General features: G+C 36.3%; 11 protein-coding genes. 5 read left to right on the plus strand and 6 right to left on the minus strand.

The genetic code is table 11. From position 1 onward, the window contains the following. Window positions 1-94: 94 nt before the first annotated feature. Both PAT01_RS14495 and PAT01_RS14500 read right to left on the minus strand, forming a co-directional pair. Window positions 95-847 (minus strand): substrate-binding periplasmic protein, encoded by a 753-nt coding sequence (locus PAT01_RS14495; protein WP_154945696.1) that lies wholly within the window; start codon window positions 845-847, stop codon window positions 95-97. Further along, on the minus strand, window positions 844-1,581 hold the full coding sequence (locus PAT01_RS14500; RefSeq protein ID WP_154945697.1) for a substrate-binding periplasmic protein: 738 nt from the start codon (window positions 1,579-1,581) through the stop codon (window positions 844-846). The genes PAT01_RS14495 and PAT01_RS14500 overlap by 4 nt, the downstream gene beginning before the upstream one ends. 260 nt (window positions 1,582-1,841) lie before the next feature. On the opposite strand from PAT01_RS14500, the gene PAT01_RS14505 reads away from it, so the two are divergent. Next, the gene (locus PAT01_RS14505) at window positions 1,842-2,963 is read left to right on the plus strand and encodes a cysteine desulfurase family protein (protein WP_154945698.1); all 1,122 of its coding nucleotides are present in this window, start codon (window positions 1,842-1,844) and stop codon (window positions 2,961-2,963) included. An 11-nt stretch (window positions 2,964-2,974) separates the two neighbouring features. Here PAT01_RS14505 and PAT01_RS14510 read toward each other — a convergent pair whose 3' ends face one another. From PAT01_RS14510 to PAT01_RS14520, 3 genes are read right to left on the minus strand one after another with little or no spacing between them, the layout of a single operon-like run. Further along, window positions 2,975-3,871 carry a phosphoadenosine phosphosulfate reductase family protein gene (locus tag PAT01_RS14510; RefSeq protein WP_126009577.1) on the minus strand — a complete coding sequence of 299 codons (897 nt, stop codon included), beginning with the start codon at window positions 3,869-3,871 and terminating at the stop codon, window positions 2,975-2,977. Beyond that, window positions 3,855-7,253 carry a hypothetical protein gene (locus PAT01_RS14515; protein ID WP_154945699.1) on the minus strand — a complete coding sequence of 1,133 codons (3,399 nt, stop codon included), beginning with the start codon at window positions 7,251-7,253 and terminating at the stop codon, window positions 3,855-3,857. Before PAT01_RS14515 ends, PAT01_RS14510 begins: the two co-directional genes overlap by 17 nt. Window position 7,254: 1 nt before the next feature. Next, entirely contained in the window at window positions 7,255-8,193 is a 939-nt protein-coding gene (locus tag PAT01_RS14520) for a DUF4007 family protein (protein ID WP_154945700.1), read from the minus strand. A 230-nt stretch (window positions 8,194-8,423) separates the two neighbouring features. Here PAT01_RS14520 and PAT01_RS14525 point away from each other — a divergent pair, with 230 nt between their 5' ends. Genes PAT01_RS14525 through PAT01_RS14540 form a run of 4 tightly spaced genes read left to right on the plus strand, consistent with a single transcriptional unit; the run spans window position 8,424 to window position 15,149 of the window. After that, window positions 8,424-10,070, plus strand: coding sequence for a DEAD/DEAH box helicase (locus PAT01_RS14525; protein ID WP_154945701.1), 1,647 nt, complete (start codon window positions 8,424-8,426; stop codon window positions 10,068-10,070). After that, window positions 10,070-11,872, plus strand: a complete 1,803-nt coding sequence (locus PAT01_RS14530; protein WP_154945702.1) for an ATP-binding protein — start codon at window positions 10,070-10,072, stop codon at window positions 11,870-11,872. The genes PAT01_RS14525 and PAT01_RS14530 overlap by 1 nt, the downstream gene beginning before the upstream one ends. Then, entirely contained in the window at window positions 11,872-12,789 is a 918-nt protein-coding gene (locus PAT01_RS14535; RefSeq protein ID WP_154945703.1) for a phospholipase D-like domain-containing protein, read from the plus strand. Before PAT01_RS14530 ends, PAT01_RS14535 begins: the two co-directional genes overlap by 1 nt. Before the next feature lie 23 nt (window positions 12,790-12,812). Then, complete coding sequence (locus PAT01_RS14540; protein ID WP_154945704.1) at window positions 12,813-15,149, plus strand: DUF262 domain-containing HNH endonuclease family protein; 2,337 nt, start codon at window positions 12,813-12,815, stop codon at window positions 15,147-15,149. Between the two features lie 9 nt (window positions 15,150-15,158). Here the strand turns inward: PAT01_RS14540 and PAT01_RS14545 are convergent, their stop codons facing one another. Beyond that, window positions 15,159-17,183 (minus strand): DNA phosphorothioation-associated putative methyltransferase, encoded by a 2,025-nt coding sequence (locus PAT01_RS14545; protein ID WP_154945705.1) that lies wholly within the window; start codon window positions 17,181-17,183, stop codon window positions 15,159-15,161. Window positions 17,184-17,185: the final 2 nt, after the last annotated feature.

Consider the following 17,185-nt stretch of genomic DNA (forward strand, 5'->3'; position numbering starts at 1 on the left):
CGCTATTTAGTTGTTCTAAATGAGAATTTTTTAACGCAGATAGCGACACATTTAGCCCCTGAAAATGATTAAGTATTAATGTGGGTTGGTATTATTACTTAAATAACGCCTTAAGCGCCGCTTTATTTTTTACAATATGCGCATTAATAGTGTTAACTTCTTCTAAAGTAATCGTTTTTTTGCTCATCATAAAATGCACATTATTTACGTTAATAGGCGCTACTTGCTCAACGGGTAAAATAGCCGTGTATTTTTTAGCAAAATGGTGCGCCACTAACGAATCGTCTACTACAAAATCTACCCGCTTTTTATTTAATAAAGCAAAGCGTTTATCGGCATCGCTGGTAAGTACTATTTGCTTGCTATATTTATCGCTTAACGCTTTAAACGTGTGCCCTAAAAAGCTGCCGCGATTAACGCCGGCTGTTAAGCCCTTTTTAAATAACTGCTCTAACGAACTAATATTTGCCGAGCCTGCATGTTTATACAACAACATTACTTCTTCGCGATAAGGCAAACTAAAGTGGGCGTATGCTTGGCGCTCACGGGTTTTACTTGCTGCAAACATTAAATCTACACGGCCGTGTTTTAGCTCTTCTAAGGCGCGTAAGGAGTTAGGTAATAACGTGAAATTTATACAAAAAGGGGAGTCTTTAAAAATGGTTTTAATTATATCTATTTCAACACCCGTTAACGTATTGTTTTTTAGTACCACATACGGCGGCCAGTAGCGCTCGTTGGTGCCTACATTAATTGTTTTATCGCATGCTTGGGCTTTAGCGCTAAATAACCCCAAACACGTTACCCACACCAATAAAAACACTCGCGTACAGCTCAAAACATTCATTCAAACAGCGCCTTAAGTGCCGCTTTATTTTTAGTTATATGCACGTTAATAATTTTAACCTCATCGGGCGTAACTGTTCTTTTGCTTAGCATTAGGTGTATTTGGTCTTTATTAATAGCGGGTACGGTAGGCGCCTTCATTAAGCTGTTACCACGCTTACTTAAATAATTGCCTACTAGCTCGTCTTCTATTGCGTAATCTATACGCTGTTTATTAAGCATTTCAAAGCGCTTACTAGTTGCGCTGGTGTATTCTATTTGTTTTTTATGGCTTTTTTTATACTGCTCAAACTCTTCGCCATAATAACTACCAAAGTTAGCGCCTATGGTTAAACCTTGGTTAAAAATATCAGCTAAGTTTTTAACCTTGTGTTGATTGTTTTTGTTTTCATATAAACGCATTACCTCGGTGCGGTAGGCCTTTGTAAAATGAGCATATTTAGCGCGCTCACTGGTGTAACTTGCCGCCCAGCCTATGTCTATTCGGCCATGGCGCAGCTCGGTAAAAGCCCGTTTAGAATTAGGCAACATTTTTATTTCAAAACAAAAAGGCGAGTCTTTAAAAATAATAGTTAACGCATCCACCTCTTTACCCTGTAACTGGCCGCTAATGCCCATTACATACGGCGGCCAAAAAGCATCATGTGCGCCAACGCTAAGCGTTCTTTCGCAGGCAAACACACCCCAAGAGGTACTAAACAACACACACAATAATAAGGTTATTAATTTATTCATTAAGTCTCTGAGGTAAGCTTTTTTGTACGTTATTAAAACAGTATAACCTAGCAAAATAATATAATGGTGAAGGAATCATTAAAGTTGTAAAAAAATGTATCTAAAAAGGAGAGGGCAAAGGGGTTAAGGAGATAATTATTGCCAAATTCAATACAAACAGCGTATTAAGCATTACAGAGTTTATATTTTAGGGTTGTCTAATCAAACACTGATAACTCGATTTGTGTTATCTTTAAATCTCTAATTTAAGGATTAATTAAATGATATATCTCGATTCAGCAGCTTCACATCCGCTACTTCCAGAAGTAAAACTAGCTCTAATAAAAGCCTTTGATAATTGTTATGCTAATTCCGCATCAGGGCATCTTTTAGGGGAATCTGCTTTACAGAAGGTGGATGTAGTAAGAGAAGAGCTTGCAGATACAATCGGGGCCTACCCTAGTGAAATTATTTTTACTAGCGGTGCTACAGAGTCTAATAACATTGCCTTCAAAAGCCTTTTACTTAATAACGATCATCTTAAAGAGAAAAACCATATAGTAATAAGCGCGATTGAGCATAAATGTATTTTTGCAATATGCGAGTATTTAAAGCTACAAGGTTTCGAAATATCTATAGTCATGCCTAATAGTGAAGGAGTAATTGAGCCACAAAGTGTAAGAGATGCAATACGTCCTTCTACAGCTCTTGTTTCTATAATGCATGTAAATAATGAGCTAGGGACTGTGAATCCAATTTCAGAAATTGGAAAAATTTGTTTTGAAAACAATATTCTTTTCCATAGTGATGCAGCACAAAGTTTTGGGAAAACAGTGATAGATGTAGACGATATGAATTTAGATATTATGTCGTTTTCGGGGCACAAAATAGGTGGCCCAAAGGGTATTGGTGCGGTTTATATTCGTGACTTAAGAAAAAGAAATGTAATGCCAGTAATACATGGGGCAGGGCAAGAGCAAGGGGTAAGAGGCGGAACTGTTGCTGCACCGTTAATCTTAGGGTTTGGTGAAGCTATAAACTCTTTTCCACAATCTTATAAATACTTTACCAATAACAAAATACGTAGTTACTTATTAGAGCAGCTTGTTCAAGCAGATATTTCTTTCTCAATAAATGGAAATAAAGAAGCGTTACCACATATAGTTTCTCTTACATTACCTAAAACAAATGTTGGTGTTTTAGTAAGAGATAATGAAAACACTTTTTGTTTAGCTCAAGGTTCAGCGTGTTCTTCTAAAGAAATTGAAGCCTCTCATGTTTTAACCGCATTAGGATTGAGTCGTGAAGAGGCTGAGTATACTTTTCGTATAAGTTTTACAAACCAAATTACAACTAAAGAAATAGACCAATTAGTTAACGCTATAAAAAAAGCGGCTATTTAGCCGCTCCTTTTCTATTTATAGCATGTTACACAGGCTCCTCCGCCTTCTGCTTCATCATAAATATCATCTAACTCATTAAACTCGCAGTAGCCTTCAAAGTCGCCTAGTAAAGCATTACGGCGCTTCTTTTTATTAAAACGAGCAACTTTCTTCTCGTGATTTTCAATAATACGTTTTTGAACTTCAGGATCTTCTAGTGTTTCTAGAGGCTGCCCTTGGCCCATCCAATAAAAGCGTTCACCTACAGTCGTATTGTTGTCATCGCCTTTTTCAAAAGCTTTGGCTTCTTCAAATAAATCAGGGTGCTTTTCCATAAGCTTAACCCATTCAATTTTTCTCTGGTAAAAACAAAATGTACAACCAGAACGAGAGCGCCATTTATAATATTCTGGCAGCTCTAAGCCATTGCGTTGTAATATATTTTCAATATCACTCCTAACTATGCCGTGCTCTCTAAATGGAAAAACAGACTCGATAGGTTTTTCAATTGTCATATAACCAGAGCGATCAGGTTCATCAGCTCTAATGCCAACATAGTTTTTTATTTTATAGCCATCTTGTATAAAACTATCTAGCCACTGCTCAAACGGTTTTAACTTCATTTGAACAGTACACCAACGGTCGCGCTGTGAGGGTAAATAATTACCATGCTCTTTTAAAAGGTGAGCAAAATCTTTCTCGCCACGCCCTTCAATATTATTTAACGAACGCGCATTTAAGCGGTGTATATAGCCAAGCTTTTCCTCAAGTTGATCAATAAACTCATTAGTTTCTGGCAGTTCATAGCCTGTATCGGTAAAAAAGTACTCTACATCTAGATCTGGGTAAGTTTCTTTAACAAATAAAGCTAAAGCACTACTGTCCTTACCGCCTGAAAGGCCTAAAACATGTTTAACTTTCTCTGTCATCTGTTACCTCAACTTCATTCTGATCCATCAAATTTGTTAGTAAATTTGTAAGTGCTGCAAGTTGCTTTTCTTTAGGCATTTCTGCAATAGCGTGTTCAATGTTATGCACAGCTGTTTGAACGTCACCGTCAGCAGCTAAATCATGCTTAGTAAAGCTACTATATTCTTGATGGTTACCATCGTTGTCTGTAGTTATAAAAGCGATAGGTCTAGAAGAGCCTTGAGTATTAAAATTACTAAAAGATTCTATACGCCTAAATTGCACACATAAACTTTGCAGCTCATCTAATCCACTTCTTAAATGTTTATCAGTCCAATTACGCTCAGGAACACCTGTTAATATATTAATTACGAACTCAAATTTAGCTTTACCGTCTATATATTGTGACAGGCGCTTAGCAAGATCTTTTACCTTAGGGCGCTTAGCTTCTTTTTCAACTAAATCACAGCGCTCTTTTAAGGTATTATTAAAATCTTCACCAAGCATATTGACTATAATTTGTTTGAAGCCATTAAGTAGCATGTCATGTTGAGCACTTAGGTCTTCAATTGCAGTTTTTAGGTATTGGCCTAGCTTTTCTTCAACTTCATGGTCATCTTTTTTAAACCCAAAAACAGCAGGCAAGTCATCTAAAATAAGCTTATAAGGGTCGTTGGCAGCGATAACTTTATTTCTAAAATCTCTTGCTTGTTTTGTTAGCCCGTTTTCGTTTGAGCCTGTAAAGCTTTCACCACTCGTTTTTTTAACCCAAGTTGGTAGTTTATGGATAATCCCGACTATGTGCTTAGCAATATTTAAAATTGCAGAATCATTTTTAGCTTCACCTAAAGTGGCTTTTGCAAGGTTATCTAAAAGGTGACTTTGAATTTCTGAGATTTCAAAGTATCTAACTCCCGCTTCGCTCGGGTACTTATAGATTTTATTAACAAGTTCTTCATCAAGCTCAGGAATAAAAACAAATTGTTTTGTTGAATCCCAATCATAAAAAGCTACTTGCCCCTCTAATGACTTTAAAAGTGCTAAACCGTAAATGCGGCATAGTCCAGCTGTTAAGCCATAAGGAGGTAGCATCCACATTTCATAAAGCTCTGCCAAGGTTACATGCTGCTTGGAAGAATTGTTCTTTATAAACTCAAAGCCGCTTTCAAATAAAGCATGCATTTTAGGGTTTGCTGCTATTGCATCTTTAGTCCAAGTGCTTGGAAATAAATAACCCTCTGGGGTTTCGCAATGCCACCCCTTACTTTTTAAACAAGAAAGGTAAAGGCCCTTTTCTGGGGGGAATGCCTTGTCATCAAAGCCTAAATCTTTTTCATCGCCATTCTCAAACATAGCGTTCATTAACTTACGAATAGCACTGTTTGCACTACCAGAGGGCTTAGAGCGATTAACTAACTCATTGATTACTGACGGCGACTTATGGAAAATTTTATCAGCTATATTAGAGGCTATTGTGGCTAAAGGTAATGTTGCTAATTTTTTACCACAGTATGACCAGCTAGCATTTGTATAGGCATTCTGTATTTCGCTGTCTACATTCGCTTGGGCAAACTTTATTCGGCTTTCTAGCTCGTTTTTAGCAATTAAATCGTGAGTGATCTTTTTCTCTTCTTTTAAGATCTTACGAAGTGCTATTAACTCAATAGCCGCCGTTTTTAAGTTTGTAAAGTCTTTGAGTGTACCTATTACCGCAAACGGCATTTCTGCTGCGTTATCTTTAAGAGTTTTAGCAACTTCTGGGTTTGTTGGTAAAACAAAGTAAGTGGATGCCTCACCTGTTTTTGGCTTAGTTACAAACGCTTCAAATGCAGCGGTATCGAACTTATTTAATAATTTAGTGGTAGCCCAGCGCATAGTACCGGTTTTATGGTAATGTGCTGTTGCTAAAATATTTTGCGGTGTAGCGCATGCTTCTGTCCAGTCAACACCTTCACTAATAACCTCAATTTGCTCACTAATAAGATTATTAATATCAATATCACTACCCTGAAACACAAATAAAGCATCATGTTTCTGGCGATAAATAATTACAGTGCTTGCTTCTAGCTCTTTAATTGCATCATCAACGTCATTTGACTTATAACCACGACAAACAAAGTACTCTTTAATAAAACTTCGTTTAGCATGTAACTGATGATGAAAGCCAAAAATAGTTAATAAGGCAATGACCTTAGTAATAGAAATATGGAGTTCATCACCTTTTTGCTCAGCTCTATATATAGCATCAGAGCCTTCAAGCCATGCTTTACTATCCTGCGAGGTAACAATTAAATGGTGTAAATTGTGGTAAAGGTAGTCCCAATACATTTCTGGGCGATAAAGATTTAGCTCTTCATTGAGCACACAGTAATTTGAATCTAAAAACTCTCTAAAGCCAAATTTTTCATGGGATGCTAAAAAGCCAAATAAGCTACGTTCGTTCTGAGAAAAGCGACGACGAGATACAGGGCCAAGCAATAAACTAACAATAGGATCTAGTGGCAGTGTTTTGCTAAGTGCATGCTTGTTTTTATTTTGGTTTGTAAAAGCGCCGCTTACAGTACTAACTAAATCGGCGTATCTAGACTCTATAGCATCTGCTATCTTAGGTGCTCTATATATAGAATCACCTACTAGCGTTAAAGACTCATCAATCGATGGGTTAAAGCTTAAATCGCGGTAGCGGCCTTGAACCTTACTCCATTCTTTTTGAGTTTTAACATCTTTATTTTTAGCGTAATCAGAAAACGCTTGATGTAAAAAGCCCACGAGCAAAACAGGTCTTTTTGCTTGTTGTACAATATCAGCTAAAGATTGAAATAAGTGTAAATCTTTGTTCTCACGAGATTGATAGTCTAAAGCTTTACCCATTTCATCAAGTAAAATTAAAACACCATCTTCATTTTCACTTGGTTTTTGTAAAAGCTTTTTTATTTCTGCTAGGCATTTATCATCGTCAAAGCTCGCGACTTCTTCTGAGTCAAAATTTTGGTTAAATGCATTTAGCAAGCTAACCAATACACTGTTAGCTGGTGCTTCTAAACCACAAACATGCTTAACAGTTTGCCAGCCATTTTTTAACGCAAAGCGCTTTTCAAAATTGGTAACAACGCTTTGAGAGCTGTTTAATTTTTTTAGTGCATAATTACGCTGCTTTAAATCTGTAGAAAGCAAGCAAGATAAAAACAAAGCAACGGTTGATTTACCCGACCCATAAGGGCCTGTAATTGTAAAAGCACGTTGTGTACTATTTTCAAATTCGCGACTAATAGTATCAAGTACATTTATAGCTGTACCATGTAGTACAAATTCATCTATAAATGGAGAAAAATCAGTACTCTCGGTATCAATTCGTGTCGAACTTTTGTAGCGTTGATTTATTGTAATTAAAGATTCAGACATGTTATTTACCGTAGTACATTTTTAAGTAATCGATCGCATTATTTTTTATATCAGCAGATATATTTACTTGACGTAAGCCTAAAGAATCAACCCAAGTTACATTCTTATTTGTAAAGCCTTGTGCTTCATCCAACTTTTGCCCCAGCCCAGACTCCGAGAGCCTAAATATTCTGCCAGGTGAGCAAGGTTTAGTAAGTAAAGAATCAAAATCAACAGTGCTTACTTTAGAATCTTTTGTTTCCTCGTTAAAAAACTTAAGCAACGCATAAATAAATATTTCAACAGGTAGTTCAGGGCGTTCAGCAAGGTTACTTACATAAAAGCCGCCACCATTATCTTGTACTAAATTTAATTCAGCTAAAGGCGATGTAAAATGGTCTTCATCAACTTTTACAGCTTTTTTTGCTGTACTATTTTTTTGTTTTTTGCTGTAAGTATTTAAAAAACAATCTACATCTTTTTTTAATGTGCTTAGGTTACCTATTTCTGTTTTAACTAAGCGTTTAGCATCGTCATAACAGTCATCAACGAGTTTACTTTTTTCAAAATATTGAACATTAGAGTAGTTAAAAAAGTATCGGTAAGCAGTTAGGCTCATGTTGTTAAAGTTCAGCCAAAAATGAATAAGCCATACAGAACCAGGAAGCTCTAAAAAAGGGTCGTGACCAGCTATAGTTTTATCACCAAATAAAAACTTTCCGTTATTTGCTACAGAATGAGCTGTTTCACTTTTGCTTATTTTTTCTATTACATTAGCCGACTCAGCCCAATACTGAATCGCCTTAACCATATTCTTGCCTACACCTAATTCAACAATAGAGTGACGTATACTTTCTTCGTTAGAAGAAAAATTGCCTTTATTATTCAAGTGATTAATAGCTTTAAATAGCCATCCATAGCGTAAAGGGAAGGTGTCGTGCCCTGTAAATTTAGCTTTCATGCTTAAAACTGCTCCTGGAGAAATTGTCCAACGCCGCACATATTATACGGATTATCAGCTGAGAGAAAGTTCTAATTTTATAGTTTACTGTTTATTTATACAGCCTGTATTAATAAAAAACTTATCTTATGGGTTACAAATCTGTACCTTTCTTTGTATTATACATTTTTACTTATCTAATACTTTGATTTAGTGATAAAAGGTTGGATTTTATATTGAAAGGGATATCAATGCTGACAAAAATTCTATCAAACTTTTCTGAGGATGAACTATTAAGTTTTCTCCCCAAAAACTCAATACATTTCGCACTGCAACTTGATGCAAAAGATAATCAGATAACAGAAAACAACTCTTACAATAAAAATAAACTTGCCGGTATAGTTGCGAGTGTTAAACAGGTCGACTTTATTTTTGACTCTCAATTACGAAATAAACTCATCGACCGTTTATCTGCAACGCAACTAGCCGATCTATTTCCAAGCTTTGAACTTGAAGTAAAAAATGTTACTCCAAAATACTATGATGCGATAATAAGTTGGGCAAATGATAACCCTGAAAAGTTTGCTGAGTTACTAGGACTTTCTGCATTGTATGAAAGTAAGCTAGAACAAGACAGTGGCTTAGAAAGCATATCTTGTATTGAGCCAAACTACGGTCTCTACCCTTACCAGCAAGGCATTAGTAAACAGGTTTTTTCTCTGCTCTACCAAAATAAAAAACGAGTATTGATTCATTTGCCTACAGGGGCTGGTAAAACACGCACCGCAATGAATATAGCTGCTGAACATCTCAGGCAATCAGAGAATAACTTAGTCTTGTGGTTAGCAGACAGAGAGGAGCTGTGCTCACAAGCTTACTCTGAATTTTCAAAAGCATGGCAGTCTTTGGGCAACCGTGCCACTTCTCTTTATGGGTTTTATTCAAGTTCTACAGAAAGCCTAAGTGGTATCGACTCTGGTTTTGTAGTTGCAGGCTTACATAAATTTTTAAGTTTAAGAAAAAGTGACTCAAGGCAACTACAACTTTTATATAGCAAACTAGCTGAAAAAGTCACACTAGTTATTTTTGATGAAGCTCACAAAGCTGTTGCCCCTAAATTTCAAGAAGTGGTTCAAGACTTTATTGATGATGAGGCGTTTCATGCTGACTTAATAGGTTTAACAGCAACCCCAGGAAGAAGCTACTCTGAGGATGGATTATCTGAAGAAGACGCTCGCCTAGCTAATTTTTTCTATAACAATAAAGTTTCTATGCAAATTTCGGGCTATTTATCACCAATAGATTACTTAGTAGAAAAAGGTTACTTAGCCAAAGCGAACTTTAAGTCGTTAAATTATGATCATTCAGGTATTGCTGCATACGAATTAAGGGATGCGGGCGGTGTTGAAACAATGACGACTTTAGCAAGTAACATAGAGCGTAATCGACAGATCCTCAACACTATCATCGATGAATGTAACCTTGGCTCACAAATCATCGTTTTTGCGTGTACCGTAGAGCACGGAATTAACCTTGCTACCGCGCTTGCCTATCAAGGTATAAAAGCAGCATCTATTGATAGTAAAAATGATACAGCTGAGAGCCGCAGAGCGAAAATAGCGCAATATAAAAATGGTGAACTACAAGTTCTCGTTAATTTTAATGTACTAACGGCAGGGTTTGATGCCCCTAAAACTAACGTTACCATAATAGCTAAACCAATGAACTCCTTAGTACAGTATTTGCAAATGGCGGGCCGTGCCATGAGGGGTTATAAAAGCGGCGGTAACAAAGAATGCAGTATTTATACAGTCATGGATAACATACCTGAGTTTCAAAGTATTAGCCTCGCATTTGGTTATTGGAATGATATGTGGGCAGAAAAGGAAATAAAATAATGAGTAATAGATTTTTAAGTGCTGAGACCGTTATTGAGTCATTAAGGGATAATGGATATAACAATACTGCTTACGCTTTAGCAGAACTTATTGATAATAGCTTGCAAGCAACGGCCAACCGTGTAGAAGTTGGCTTTATAGAAGAGCAATTAAACACCCGAAAAAATTATACCGTATCAGAAATTTCTCTTTGGGATAATGGTGTCGGTATGGATATCGAGACACTTAGAGTTGCGATGCAATTTGGTGGCGGTACACACCGAAAAGATACTGGCGGTATGGGTAAATTTGGAATGGGATTACCAAATTCATCCATTTCACAGTGTAAGCGTGTAGATGTATGGAGTTGGCAAGCCGGTGGAGAGCCTCATCATACTTATTTAGATGTTGATGAAATGAAAAGCGGTGCACTTGAAGAAGTGCCAATGCCTACAGCAAAAGAGATACCTTCTAAGTACGAAAAAGCATTTTTTACTAAAAAACCAGAATCTGGCACATTAATTATTTGGTCTAAGCTTGACCGCTTAAGCTGGAAAACGGGTAAATCTATTTATCGGCATTGCGAACATTTAGTAGGCCGTATGTATCGTAATTTCATTAGTGATGACAATATAAAAATAGAAAGCATTACTTATCGTAAATCAGCGGATGACAGGCTTGATGTTTACGATAAAGAAACCTTTAAAGCTAATGATCCAATGTACCTCAAAAAGAACACTTCGCTACCAGAATTACCAGGTAGTTATAAGAATGAGGCTTTTTTTGAGAAGATGGACGAAGAAGTCATTTCTGTTGAATACATTGATGAAAACGGTGAGCCTAAACGAGATGATGTAACCGTTACTACTTCAATGGTTAAAAAGAATATATCAAATCGCATTTTAAAAGACACCGTTGGTAAGTTAGGTGGGACAACTTGGGGTAAACATTGTAGCAAAAATGTAGGTGTTTCAATAGTTCGAGCTAACAGAGAGCTAGTTTTAAGAGATTCATTCTTAACTTCTGCTTTAAGAGAGAGTAAAGGGCGTTTTATTGGTATTGAAGTGTCATTTCCACCAACGCTTGATGCTGTCTTTGGCGTAACAAATAATAAACAAGATGCAATTCGTTTAATTCCTTATGAGATGAAAACAATTTTTACTCAAGCAGGGTTTGATTCTGAGCAAGAATACTTAAGAGACTTAGAAGAGAATTCTGATTCATTACTTCAAGTACTTAAAGTGGTGGCAGTAATTAAAAAGCATGTATCAGCTTTAACTAAAGAGTTAGATACAATAAATGTTGAAGGCAAAGCTGTAAAAGGGGAAGAACCTAAAACAGTGTCTGAAGGCGCAGCATCTAAAGCAACCCAAGGCTCTGCACATCGTGAAACTCATGGCCATAAAACTAAAGAAGAAGCACCAAAAGAGCTAAAGAAAGAGGATGTTGTTGATCATCTTAAAAAAGCAGGTGGAATGAGTGATGAAGAGGCTGAAGAAAAAGCTGAGCGACTCATCCTTACAGGGAACCGTTTTTTAATTGAAGACGTAGCGCGAGATTCTGAAGCATTTTTTGACGTATCAACAAGTAAAGGCTTAACGCTTGTATTATTTAATACCAACCACGTTTTTTATCAAAAGCTGGTTAGTAAGCTGGATGGTGATGAACTTGAAATTATGCAAACTACAATTGCAGGTTTTGCACGGGTGATGAATGAAACCACCGATGAACGAAGACTCGCTTATTTAAACACTATTCGCCGTGAGTGGGGATTAGTGATTAGTGAGTTTTTGCAAGATCCTGATGATGTGGATGATTTTTAATGTCGAGCTTAATCTCAAGTTCAGAGCTTACACATCAGTTAGAGGGGTTATTACCTAGCTGTAAAGAGCTAACTATCATATCTGCTTTTATGACCCAACCAGCGACACGCTGGTTGGGTCAATTAACCTCTAACAACAAACCTAAAGTACAGTTAATAGGGCGTTTTACACCGATTGATTTTGCAAAGGGTGCGAGTGACTTAAATGCACTGCGATGTTGTATTAACAATGGCTACCAAGTCAAAGCGCTCGCAAATCTGCACGCAAAAATCTATCAAATAGATCACGACACTATTTTTAATGGTAGCGCTAATTTAACGGGCAAAGGGTTAGCGCTAGTAAATAATGGTAATTTAGAGTCGTGTAGCAGAGTAAATGCCTGTGAACAGTCTAAAGCATTTATTAATAAAATTGTTGAATCAGCCACTGATTTAACACTAAGTATGCTTGATAAAATGCAAGCTTATTTAGATCAATTTGAAGATACAGATAAAACAGAGTTACCAGCTGTATGGCCTGAAGAGATACTTCCACAGACAACAGAACTGTTTGTATCAGACTTCCCGTTAGGTAAACCAGGCGTTACTTTGAATGAATACCAACTCAACCCGTCATTACCCTTTGCTCAAATTGAGAATGCTAAAGACGATTTTGTATTTGCGTCAACTTTATATAAGCAAACAAAGGCATTCCGCTGGCTAAAAGCACAAATTACTGAAAACCAATCAGGAAGAGACTTAGGTTTCGGCCAAATCTCAAGGTTGCTGCATGATGCTTTAGCAGATGACCCAGCACCTTACCGTCAAGAAATAAAAGATCTCCAAGCAAATTTATATTCGTACTTAAAGTTCTATGCAAGTGATGAAATAGAAATTTATATGCCTGGAAGAAGAAGTGAAATTTTAAGAGTTTTATAATTATAAATTAGTAAAGGAAGAATATGGCCAGCCAGTTAGATAAAGTTTTTACAGCTGATCCAAAAAGTGTATTCGAATTATTTCTGTCAAAAGGAACGGTTGGATTTTATATACCAGCATATCAGAGGGAGTACTCGTGGGATGAAAACAACATAGCTAGATTATTTGAAGATATTTGTGGCGGTGTATGTTCTTTGTATGAACATGAAGATGCTATTACTTTCATTGGTACTATAATTTCTATTTTGGATACAGACCATAAAACTATAAAACCATATATACATGGTGAGTTACCATCAGAAGTTATGTCAGTTATTGATGGCCAGCAAAGACTTACAACCCTTTCTTTACTTGCTACATGTTATTATCAAAAGCTAGTTGAGTTGCAGTATGAAATAAGCTCAGCTACTAAGGAGCTTAATTCTTGGATACAAAATACAGTAAATCCAGTCTTAAATCGATTAAGGCAAGTTTTGGAAATTGATCGCTTCTCTAGTGATGAAAAGTTCCGTTATTACCCTAAAGTAACTAGATCTTATGCTGACCAATGGTCCACAGACTCTGAGACAGCACAATATGATTCTCCAATAGCCAGTTATTTATTTGATTTTCTAACTTATATTCACTCAGAACAACAGCTCAAACCGAAAGAAGTTTTTAACTATGAATTATCAAAAAATATTTCAGATGAGAATTTACCTAAACATGAAAGAATTATTGATAATGTTAAATCACTAAGTAAAAAAATAGATCTGATAATAAATAAAGGAGGCGATGACACTTATCGTTTTCCTCCAATAGATGACATTCTTTCTAATGATGAAATACAAATTCGTCTTTTAGATAAAATAATATCAAAAAACTTACTAGCATCACTTGAAAATATTGCTGAGGGAGAGATAAGTAAGTTTCATAAGATCATTCGTTTATTTATTTTAGTTAATTTTTTTCTAGATAGAGTTGCAGTGACAAGCGTGGTTGCCACCAACGAAACTTATGCTTTTGATATGTTTGAGGCTTTAAATACTACAGGGGAGCCATTAACTGCATTTGAAACATTTAAGCCCAAAGTTATCGACTTAGTTGGAGTAAAAGCTTATGAAAATTCGCAAGAAAGAATTTATATTAATTATATTGATGAAACTTTAGATAAATATAAAAAAGCAGAAGACAAGCAGAATGCAACAACTAGACTGCTGAAACCATTTAGGTTAGCTTTAGAAGGTGACTCCCTATCTAAGCACCTGTCAGATCAACGGCGATTTCTAAACAAAGCTTTTGATAGTCTAGATAGTGTCATGAGCAAACATGATTTTGTAAAAAGTATGTATGAAACCTCTATTTTTTTAAAACAATGTTGGCCAGAAAAAAAACAAGATTCTCCTAATTTAAAGTGTTTCAATGGTTTTGAAAGTAAAGATTTAGAGCTATGTTTAGCTATGTTGCGAGATGCTAACCACAGTATCACTTTAGGGATTTTTGTTAGATATTTTTCCGAATATAATTCCTCAAATCAGACTGAGGAAGACTTTAATAAATTTGTCAGTGTTGTTCAGGCTGTAACCGCATTTTTTGTTCTATGGAGATCTACAAGGCACGGTACAGATGGTATTGATAATGCCTATAGAGACTTGATGAAAAATGGTCACACCCAGGATGGCACTTTGATATGTAAACCTATATGTTTTTCAATGAATAAAGGTATTGCTGATTTACCAAGTGTAAAAGATTTACAACAAGCTTTATATCTCAAGCTCAATGATAAATTTAAAGGACCGATTTGCCGAGATACCTATATTTCTAGAGCGAAAAACATTCAAACGTTTAAAAACAATAAAGCTTTAACACGTTTTATGCTTCTTATTGCAAGTGATGATGTTGTATGTTCGAGTAAATATAATGGACTTGTTGAAAAGGGTGTTTCAGGTTCAGCTCCTAATTTTAACTTAAAAAAATGGGAATATTTTAAAACAATAGAGCATATATATCCTCAGTCAAAGCCGAAAGGTTGGGCTGATTGCTTATCTGAGATTAGTAGTGAGCATGTTATTGGCAATCTACTGCTACTTCCTCAGTATATAAATAGCTCATTAGGGAACAGAACATGGGAAGAGAAAAAGTTAATTTTGACACTTCTGTGTTGTAAAACTGAGGAGAAAAGGAATGAACTAATAGATTTAGCGAAAGCTAAGTCCATAGAGTTATCCTTCTCTTCAGAATCTATTGCGATAGGTTCAAAATATATGTCACATGTGGAAGCTGCCAGTCAAGCTGATGATTGGACTAATGACTTTGTAAACAAAAGATCTGAGAATATCTATGGTTTAGTTTGGGACTATGTAATTCAGTGGCTAAAGTAATTAACTAGCTTATAATTTAATTATTTGATACTTATTAATTTTTACTTTTCTTTCATGCAAAAGAGCTTCAAGTTGAAGCCTAGATATATTCAGCCCACCTACTTTTATTAAATCTTTCAAAAGGCGTTTATTAAACGCCTTTTGTTTTTTATAATCTTCAAATGTGTCATCAATATAATCAATTTTATTGAGGAGGAGCGGCCGCTTTTCTTCAATTATGTAATCGAAAAAGTCTACATCTTGATCTGCCATTTTTATTTTCACTCGTTCTTTTAGCTGCGGTAGGGGGGAATCATAAAACCCTTCATAACCAAGCAGTGTTACTTTACCCGAATGTATATGTATTTTTATAAGCTGAATATCATCAAGCTCGCCATACATTTGCAGGGCTGCACCAATATACACGCGCAGTACTAGTGGCAATAAGGTAGTAAAGTCTTTATGCAGTGTTATTGCATGGGGCTGCTCATTTTCAAAGTCGATTTTACTTGCGGGTAATATCTTCTCAGCTTCTAGGCATAGTGATTCAATCATTGCACTATCTGCTATTTGAAAAAGCAGCTCAGTGGCTTGGTGCTGCGCTATTTTGTAAGTGTCGAAGAATGCTTTAATGTCGCGCTTTAAGTCTTCAGGTTGTTGCGTGTAAGGCTTTCGCTTTTCAAACATGGCGAGAGCAAAGTAAAGGAGTAAATCTTCTTTACGCATGGTTTCTGCTGTTTTTAACTCGTCTTCTTCAAACCATTTTAAAACGAGTTGCAGTGCTTTTTTATTAGAGCCAATAACCTCTTTTATTTTGTCACTTTGCGCAAACTCATTGTTTGCTGGGCAGCGGCCAAGGGTTAAACATGTGAGCCAAAACGATTCAAAAAGTTGCTGGTGCTGAGTAAATAAAATTCGTGCTTGCTCTTCATTTACAGGCTTTGGTGTTGTGAGGTGCTGCCACTTATAAGTACGTTTATGGCGGTTTTGTAAAAAGTGTTGTTCGAGTTGCTTATCCTTAAATATGTAATAAATGCCGGGAGCAACAGCAATCGCATTTTCGTCGACGCTCATTTCTATAAACGCTTTAAGCTCTGCTTGCGTAAAGTATTTTTGAAAAGTATTACGGCTAGTTATTACCCCATCTTTATAAGGTTGAAACTGACTAACGAGTGATTCGTTACCTAACATTGCAGATACAACCAATAGCTTTTGTGAAAGCTCCCAAGCGCCTACTAGCGCTTCTATTCGCTCATCACGGTCTTCTATTACATTTATTACAAAACCAATATTAACAATGTCAGAAATAACTTTATCTGCATCAGGGCGGTAATTAAGATCCCAACCTAAAGCATCTATACCATGAGCCTCTAACTCCCTTAAGTCATCACCTCGGCCACAACCGTAATCAAAAATTGAATAGTCGCCATTTAAAAAGCCGTTTTTAGCTAGTGTTTTTAAAGGGGCAGAAAGTTCATGTCGTACAATTGCCGTTAAATGTCGATCAATTGTTTTGTCATCAGTTGGGCCTTGCACTGCAGAGCTGCGAAATAAACGCCCGTCAACTAGTTCATATCCTTTTTTAGTAATTAAACGCTCCCACGAGCCTTTAAAGCCTATCATACGTGTGTTTTCGTATAAGCCGGCTTGTTCACCCTCAGCAGTTAAGTCACAAAATAATTGATAGTGTTTATTAGTTGGCGAAACCATAGTTTCTTTGCGGTGCAAAATAGGCGGGTTTTCGCTGTTATCGTACTTAGTGATTTTATAGCTAAGCTTTGCTAAATCTACAGTCACGCTTTGCTTGAGCGCAGGGTAGGAGTCTTCATAAAATGTAGGGTAACTTAAAAGAGAAAGTCTAAAGTCGTTTTTAAATAGTTTTATAAGATCGTAATCGGCTTCATTAACCTTGAGTGCTTGGGCAACAACTTTAATAAATTTAACTAATTCAGCGGGTACATCAGTGAACGCGTCTTTATGAAAATAAATGGCGTCAGGTAGCTTTTTGGCTATTTTTACTTTTTTTACAAGTTGCTTAAATTGCTCTGCGTTCATAG

Source organism: Pseudoalteromonas atlantica (assembly GCA_007988745.1).
GTDB classification, from domain to species: Bacteria; Pseudomonadota; Gammaproteobacteria; order Enterobacterales; family Alteromonadaceae; genus Pseudoalteromonas; species Pseudoalteromonas atlantica.

Bases quoted from the DNA above. Each gene is read 5' to 3' on its own strand.
- PAT01_RS14545 (WP_154945705.1), bottom strand. From the start codon at position 17,183: ATGAACGCAGAGCAATTTAAGCAACTTGTAAAAAAAGTAAAAATAGCC.
- PAT01_RS14520 (WP_154945700.1), bottom strand. From the start codon at position 8,193: ATGAAAGCTAAATTTACAGGGCACGACACCTTCCCTTTACGCTATGGA.
- PAT01_RS14540 (WP_154945704.1), top strand. From the start codon at position 12,813: ATGGCCAGCCAGTTAGATAAAGTTTTTACAGCTGATCCAAAAAGTGTA.
- PAT01_RS14525 (WP_154945701.1), top strand. From the start codon at position 8,424: ATGCTGACAAAAATTCTATCAAACTTTTCTGAGGATGAACTATTAAGT.
- PAT01_RS14500 (WP_154945697.1), bottom strand. From the start codon at position 1,581: ATGAATAAATTAATAACCTTATTATTGTGTGTGTTGTTTAGTACCTCT.
- PAT01_RS14535 (WP_154945703.1), top strand. From the start codon at position 11,872: ATGTCGAGCTTAATCTCAAGTTCAGAGCTTACACATCAGTTAGAGGGG.
- PAT01_RS14515 (WP_154945699.1), bottom strand. From the start codon at position 7,253: ATGTCTGAATCTTTAATTACAATAAATCAACGCTACAAAAGTTCGACA.
- PAT01_RS14530 (WP_154945702.1), top strand. From the start codon at position 10,070: ATGAGTAATAGATTTTTAAGTGCTGAGACCGTTATTGAGTCATTAAGG.
- PAT01_RS14495 (WP_154945696.1), bottom strand. From the start codon at position 847: ATGAATGTTTTGAGCTGTACGCGAGTGTTTTTATTGGTGTGGGTAACG.
- PAT01_RS14505 (WP_154945698.1), top strand. From the start codon at position 1,842: ATGATATATCTCGATTCAGCAGCTTCACATCCGCTACTTCCAGAAGTA.
- PAT01_RS14510 (WP_126009577.1), bottom strand. From the start codon at position 3,871: ATGACAGAGAAAGTTAAACATGTTTTAGGCCTTTCAGGCGGTAAGGAC.